Genomic DNA, 6,618 nt, shown 5'->3' with positions numbered 1-6,618 from the left:
AGGGCCAGGGTGAATACCGTGGCTGTGGCGATCAGCGGCCATCGGAAGCGATGAGTACTCATGGTGTGGTCGTGCCTTTCTGCTGCGTCAGGACTGAAGGATCGAGCGGCCCGTCGCGAGGAGAGCCGCATCGTCTTGGGGTGGGTGGGGGCGCGCGCACAGAACGTCGCGCAGATGCCGTTCGAACGGCAGCGACCGGGTCAGCCCCGCGTTGCCGATCGAGGCGACGAGCGTTTCGACCGCGCTGATCGCGGCGCGCGAGGTGATCAGCTTGACCAGGCCGAGATCGGCCGGGTTGGCGCGTCCCGCGTCGATGTCAGCGGCGACGGCGGCGAGGACGAGTTCGGCCGTACGGATCTGCGCGGATGCCTCACCCGCCGTGGACTGGATGCGCTCCAGTGTCGCGATCGGACGCCCGAGCGAGGTCGGCACCCGCTCGCGGGCGAACTCGCCGAACGCGGCGAGCGCGGCGCGCGCGACCCCGACGTAGAGGGCGGGCACGCCAACCGAGTACGCGCCGGGCAGAGTGGGGTTGTTCGGGACCGTGCCGACGGGGGCACCCGAGAAGTTCTCGAACGGAACCTCGACACCGTCGTAGATGACGTCGTGGGTCGAGCTCGCCCGCATCCCGAGGTGATCCCAGGTCGGCACGACCGTGACCCGCGGGTCATCGCCGGGGACGATGACATGCCCGACGCGGGGTTCGGCCTCGTCGGTGACGACCCAGACCAAGTGGTACGCCAGACCCTCGGATCCCGTCGCGAACCCTTTCCGCCCCGAGACGGACCAGCCACCGGATGTTCGATGCGCCGTCGTTGCGGGCAGCCCGCCCCGGGCTGGAGCCCCGAGCTCGGGTTCCGCCCGCACGGCGTTGAGCAGCACCGGGCGCTCCGCGGACTCGGCGAGCACCCGCGCGTACAGGTCCTCGGGCCAGAACGGCGCCGCATCCTGCACGGCGTGCTGTGCAGCCGTCATCGCCACGAGCAGCGCGACGGACGGGTCACCCTCGCCGAGCGCGAGGTAGACGTCCACGGCCTCGCGGGCCGACAGCCCGCGTCCCCCGTATCGGCGCCCGACCGTCGCGGTCAGTAAGCCTGCGTCGTGCGCTGCCTCGACCCCCGGCCAGGGGAATGACCCGTCGAGGTCGTGGTTCGGCGCGTGTGCGGCGAGCGTGCGGGTCAGCGCGCTCAGCTCGAGCGGCGTCAGGCGCGGCTCGCCGAGGGCGCGCCCGGTTGTCGTCACGGCGCTCACGCGCGCACCCCCTCCGTGATGGGCGGCTGGGCGACGACCTCGCCGCGGACTCCGGTGGCGGCACGGTGCGCAAGCTCCTGGCGCACGAGCGGCAGCACGTATCGTCCGTAGTCGATCGCGTCATTGAGGTTGTCGTACCCGCGGATCGAAATGAGGTCGGCACCGAGGTCGACATAGTCGAGGATCGCCGCGGCGACCGTCTCGTAGCTGCCGACGAGCGCGGTCGAGGCACCGGCGGCGTTCGTCACCTCGGCGGGCTTAGTCCAGAGCGCCCGGTCATGCACCTCACCGCGAGCCGCTGCGTCGAGCAGTCGCTGTGACCCGACGTTCTGCGGGCGCGCGCTGTCGTAGTGGCGGAAGGGAACGAGGCCGGCGTTCGCATATGTCTCGGCGACACGAGCAACGTGACGATGCGCCTTCTCCCACGCGAGTTCGTCCGTCTCGGCGACGATGGGGCGGAACGTCACCCAGATGCGCGGCTTGTCGGCGCGACCCGCCGCGACGGCCTCCGAGTTGACGCGCTCGATCTGCTCGCGCGTGTCGGCGAGGGGCTCCCCCCACAGCCCGAAGATGTCACCCACCGCACCGCCGACGCGGTAGGCCGCATCCGATGAGCCTCCGACCGAGATCGGGATGGGCGCAAACGGGGCGAACCCCGGGCCGAAATCGTCGAACCGGTAGTAGCGACCCTCATGGCTGAACGATCCGGTCTCGGTCCACGCACGTCGGACGATACGGATCCACTCTTCCGAACGGTCGTAGCGTTCGTCCTTGCTGAGGTAGTCGCCCTGCCGCGCCTGCTCGGCATCGCTCCCCCCGGAGATGATGTGCACCACGGCCCGACCGTCCGAGATCTGGCTCAGGGTCGCCAGCTGTTGCGCAGCAACCGTCGGGTAGACCGTGTTGGGTCGCACGGCAACGATGGGGGCAAGCCTCTCGGTAGCAGCCGCGACAGCGGTTGCCACCACGAACGAGTCCGCGGACGAGCTGCCGTAGGGAACGAGGGTGTAGTCGAAGCCCGCGTCCTCGAGCACACGCGCATAGCGACGCACGTACGCGGGATCGAGCGGGCGGCCACCCTTCAGCGGGTTGAGCTCGTCGCCCGGGCGGGTGTTGATGGCACTGATGAACTCGACGGTCATGACTGGTTCTCCTTGACAAGGGGCGCACCGGCGCCCGGGTGTGATCCGACGGCGACGGGGCGATCGGGGTGGTTGGACCATTGGCTCCACGAGCCGGGGTACAGCTGCGGGGCGTATCCCGCCAGGGTGAGAGCGACGAAGGCGTGGGAGGCCGTGACCCCCGAGCCGCAGTACACGCCGACCGGCGCGTCCGGTCGAGCACCCGCCCGGGCGAAGCGCGCGCGAAGCTCTTCCGGGTCGAGGAACCGCCCATCCGGCCCCACGTTCACGGTCGTGGGGACGTTGATGGCACCCGGGATGTGCCCCGCCCGCGGATCGACGGGTTCGGCATCTCCGCGGTACCGCTCCTCGGCGCGCACATCGAGCAGAACCCCGTCCTGCCCGAGGGCCGCCGCCTGATCGATCGTGAGCCGGGGCAGTCGCCCGGGGGTCAGGGTGATGTCGCCGCGCGGCGGGTCGACGAGGCCGTGCTCGAGCGTGCGGCCCGACGCAGTCCAGGCACGCAGCGACCCGTCGAGGATTCGCACGTCGGACACACCGGCGTCGGTGAGCAGCCACCAGGCGCGGGCCGCTGAGAGCGACTTCAGGTCGTCGTAGACCACCACCGTGTCGCCGGTTCGCAGTCCCCAACCGCGGGCGGCGGTCTCGAGCCGGTCCAGCGCAGGGAGGGGGTGCCGCCCATCGCGCGGCGTGCCGTGCTCCGCGAGCTCGGAGTCGAGATCGACATACACGGCGCCCGGGATGTGCCCGGCGAGATATTCCGGGCGACCGTCCGGACGATCGAGCCGCCAGCGGACGTCGAGCACACGCAGGGGGGCTCCGGAGGCGAGGAGCTCAGCGAGCTCAATAGCGGAGATGAGAATGTCGGACATGGTTCTCCTAAGAACGGGCGCAGAGCAGACAGGCGAGCGCCGATGAGGCGGATCAGGACGGCTAGCGGGTGGAGGTGCTCAACACCCGCGCATCATGCGCATTCGACGGACCAGCGAGCTCCCGACACGCACGAAGCGCACGGACGAAGCGGCGGCGAAGATGCCCGTGCTTTCCATGTCATGCCTCTCGCGGTGATGCGCTGGATACGTCGTGTGGTCAGGTTAGGGACGCCGTCGACCGAGCGTTGCCGCGACGTCCCGATTGTTTCGGCACGTTTCACGCCGCGAGCCATCCCGGACTCTCCAGCACCTGCCGCGGTTCGATTTCCGCCTTTCCACCTGGGATAAAAGTTCGAGCTCGGAATGAGCTGCTCGCTACTCCTGGATATCGCTCTGTCACCGATTGCGACGAAAGATGACAGCGATTCTGCGATCGGAGCGCCCGTGCTCGCGTTGACCGACGCCGAAACAGTACTGTCGGGTCCCACCCGCTCCCGCATTCACGGAACGGCGACGACAAGGAAGGCTGTGTCCCCCGATGAACCCACCGTTAGAGATCTGGCATGCAGGTTTCTTGGGGAACACCGCAGTGTTGTATGACGGCGCGTTTCACAGCTCTCGTCGCGCGCGGGATGCCCGCGTAGTGTCGCCCGAAATACCCGACCCGGAACAGCATCATGACGACATCACTCGATCCCGCAGCGGGCTTCGCAACGCAGCAACTGCACGCAGGCCGTGAGGCCGGAGACCCCCATCAGGCACGGGCCACCCCGATCTACCTGACGGCCGGCTTCGCCTTCGACGACTTCGACCACGCGCAGGAGGCCTTCTCGGGCGAAGAGCCCGGATTCATCTACTCGCGCCATGGGAACCCGACCGGCGAATCCGTCGAACGACGTCTCGCGGCGCTCGAGCGGGGAAGCGAGGCGATGCTCGTCGCGAGCGGCCAGGCCGCGACGGCCAACGCGCTCCTGGCGATACTGCGCGCGGGCGACCATCTCGTCTCTTCCGGCACGATCTACGAGGGCACCCGCGGTCTTTTCCTCGAGCACCTCCAGCGGTTCGGGATCTCGATCGACTTCGTCGACGACCCCACCGACCTGGGGGCCTGGCGCGCAGCCGCAACCCCCGCCACACGCGCGTTCTTCGCCGAATCCATCTCGAACCCGAAGAACAACGTCCTCGACATCGCGGCCGTTGCGGACATCGCCCACGCGGCGGGCGCACCCCTGATCATCGACAACACCCTCGCCACTCCCTACCTCTTGCGGCCGATCGAACACGGCGCCGACATCGTCGTCCATTCGACGAGCAAGTTTCTCGCCGGCCATGGGAGCGTTCTGGGCGGGTTCATCGTCGATGCGGGGACCTTCGACTGGGGAACCGGCGCTTACCCCCACCTCTCCGAGACACGAGCGGTCGATGGCCTCACCCACGTCGAGCGGTACGGCAAGCGGGCCTTCGCCGGGTTTCTACGCGACCTGGCGGTTCCCCGGTTCGGTGCGGCGCCGTCCCCCATCAACGCGTTTCTCATCGAGCAGGGAATTGAGACGCTCTCCCTCCGCGTCGACCGCCAGTCCACGAGCGCTGCGCAGATCGCGCGCTTTCTCGAGTCGCAGCCCGAGGTCGAAACCGTGGACTACGCCGGACTTGAGTCCAACCCGAACCACGCCACGGCTTCGCGCTATCTTTCCCGGGGCTTTGGGTCGGTGTTCTCCTTCACCCTCTCCGGAGAAGAGCACGCGGCGCGGCGCTTCTACGATGCCCTGTCCCTCTTCACCAAGATGACTCACCTCGGCGACGTGCGCTCGCTCGTGATCCACCCGAGTACGACGACGCACAATCTGCGCACCGAGGAAGAGCGCCGGCGCGCGGGGATCACGCCGGGGTTGATCCGACTGTCGGTCGGCATCGAAGATGTCGGCGACCTCGTGCGGGACCTGGACGGCGCGTTCGCCGTATTGCGCGAAGTGCCCGTCGAGGCGGCCCTGCCCGACGTCGTGAAGGTGGCGTGACGTGGCACGCCAACAGCATTTCGGATGGTTCCTCTCGCGCGGGTTCGGTCCGCAGGGGTGGGGCACCCCCGCATGGGATTGGGGCTACGACTGGGAGCGCCCCGCGCTGTACCAGCAGTCCGTGCGCGAACTGGAGCAGGCGGGCCTGGACCTCGTGATCGTGGAGGACGCCATCTCGGCGGGCTTGCCCGACACCCTCGATCTGCGGGTGCGGGGAGCTTACGGCGGACCCAAACACGACCCCGTTGCGCTGACGCCCTATCTGCTGGCCGCGACGGAGCGGATCGGGATCGTTCCGACGGTGAACGTGGCGTCCTACCTGCCCTACGTTGCGGCCCGCCAGTTCGCCTCGCTGCATCACCTGAGCGATCATCGGGTCGGCATCAACGTCGTGACGGATGTCGGCAGCGCGCGTCATCTCGGCCTCGATCCCATCGCGCACGACGCCGCGTACGACCGGGCGGATGAATGGACGTCCGGTCTGCGCGAACTGTGGCGCAGCTGGGGCGACGGTGCTCTCGTCGCGGACGCGACGTCGGGGCGCTTCGCGGATGCGTCTCACATCGAAACCGTCCAGCACCGGGGCGAGTACTTCTCGTTCGATGGCCCCCTGAACGCGATTCCGTTCGCGGGCGGTGGTGATCCCGTGATCGTTTCTCCGGGCGGATCGCCACGCGGCATCGAGTTCGCGGCGGCTCATTCGGATGTCCAGCTCGCGCTCGCGAGTCTCGACATCAACCCGGTGCGCAGCTACCGCGAGAAGGTCGGGGCGGCAGCCGCCCGACAGGGCCGCGAGGGACGCATCCGGACGCTGTTCGTGTTCAAACCGCAGGTGGTGTCCAGCGTCGAGGAGGCAGAGCGGATCGTCACGGCGTCGCTCCACCCATCCGAGGCGGAGTTGCGCCAGATCGCCCTCGGGCATTCGTCCGACCTCGAGACCGACCTGACACGGCTCGACCTCGACAGCCCCCTCGATCCTGCAATCTTCGGTGAGCATGTGTCCCGCGGCTCGATCTCGTGGCTGCGCGGCGGGTTCGAGTCCTTCGACGACGTTCCGCTCCGAGAGATCCTCACCCAGCACGCCCGCAAGGGCCGCATCACCGATCGGCGGGGCTATGTCGGTACGGCCGAAGAGATCGCTGACTTCATCGAGGAGTTGGGGGACGATGCGGGCAACGACGGCTTCATCTTCTCGGGCGACTTCCACCCCACGACGATCCACCGCTACCTCGACGAACTCGTGCCGGTGCTCCGGCGCCGCGGCATCCTGCGCCGCGAGTATGCGACCGGCGGTGCACGGGCCAACCTCTTCGATTTCTGACCCGCGTCGGCACGAAT

5 protein-coding genes are annotated in these 6,618 nt (G+C 68.5%); 2 read left to right on the top strand and 3 right to left on the bottom strand.

Annotation, left to right across the window (positions count from 1 at the left end; translation table 11 throughout):
* Nucleotides 1-87: 87 nt before the first annotated feature.
* From MIC448_RS08410 to MIC448_RS08400, 3 genes are read right to left on the bottom strand one after another with little or no spacing between them, the layout of a single operon-like run.
* On the bottom strand, nucleotides 88-1,251 hold the full coding sequence (locus tag MIC448_RS08410; protein WP_051513435.1) for an acyl-CoA dehydrogenase family protein: 1,164 nt from the start codon (nucleotides 1,249-1,251) through the stop codon (nucleotides 88-90).
* A complete protein-coding gene (locus MIC448_RS08405; protein WP_051513433.1) occupies nucleotides 1,248-2,393 on the bottom strand; it encodes an LLM class flavin-dependent oxidoreductase in 1,146 nt (381 codons plus the stop codon). The genes MIC448_RS08410 and MIC448_RS08405 overlap by 4 nt, the downstream gene beginning before the upstream one ends.
* Nucleotides 2,390-3,265: a sulfurtransferase gene (locus tag MIC448_RS08400; RefSeq protein ID WP_036298236.1), complete on the bottom strand. Its 876-nt coding sequence runs from the start codon at nucleotides 3,263-3,265 to the stop codon at nucleotides 2,390-2,392. Before MIC448_RS08400 ends, MIC448_RS08405 begins: the two co-directional genes overlap by 4 nt.
* 677 nt (nucleotides 3,266-3,942) lie before the next feature.
* Between MIC448_RS08400 and MIC448_RS08395 the strand changes: the two genes are divergently transcribed.
* Both MIC448_RS08395 and MIC448_RS08390 read left to right on the top strand, forming a co-directional pair.
* Nucleotides 3,943-5,280 (top strand): O-acetylhomoserine aminocarboxypropyltransferase/cysteine synthase family protein, encoded by a 1,338-nt coding sequence (locus MIC448_RS08395; protein WP_051513431.1) that lies wholly within the window; start codon nucleotides 3,943-3,945, stop codon nucleotides 5,278-5,280.
* A 1-nt stretch (nucleotide 5,281) separates the two neighbouring features.
* A complete protein-coding gene (locus tag MIC448_RS08390) occupies nucleotides 5,282-6,601 on the top strand; it encodes an LLM class flavin-dependent oxidoreductase (RefSeq protein WP_036298234.1) in 1,320 nt (439 codons plus the stop codon).
* The last annotated feature ends 17 nt before the right edge of the window (nucleotides 6,602-6,618 follow it).

The sequence above is a fragment of the Microbacterium sp. C448 genome (assembly GCF_000582705.2).
GTDB classification, from domain to species: domain Bacteria; phylum Actinomycetota; class Actinomycetes; order Actinomycetales; family Microbacteriaceae; genus Microbacterium; species Microbacterium lacus_A.
The sequence above is the reverse complement of the archived record's forward strand: the minus strand, read 5'-3'. Positions and strand labels throughout refer to the sequence as shown.

Coding starts and splice junctions, on each gene's coding strand:
- MIC448_RS08400 (WP_036298236.1), bottom strand. CDS start 3,265: ATGTCCGACATTCTCATCTCCGCTATTGAGCTCGCTGAGCTCCTCGCC.
- MIC448_RS08395 (WP_051513431.1), top strand. CDS start 3,943: ATGACGACATCACTCGATCCCGCAGCGGGCTTCGCAACGCAGCAACTG.
- MIC448_RS08405 (WP_051513433.1), bottom strand. CDS start 2,393: ATGACCGTCGAGTTCATCAGTGCCATCAACACCCGCCCGGGCGACGAG.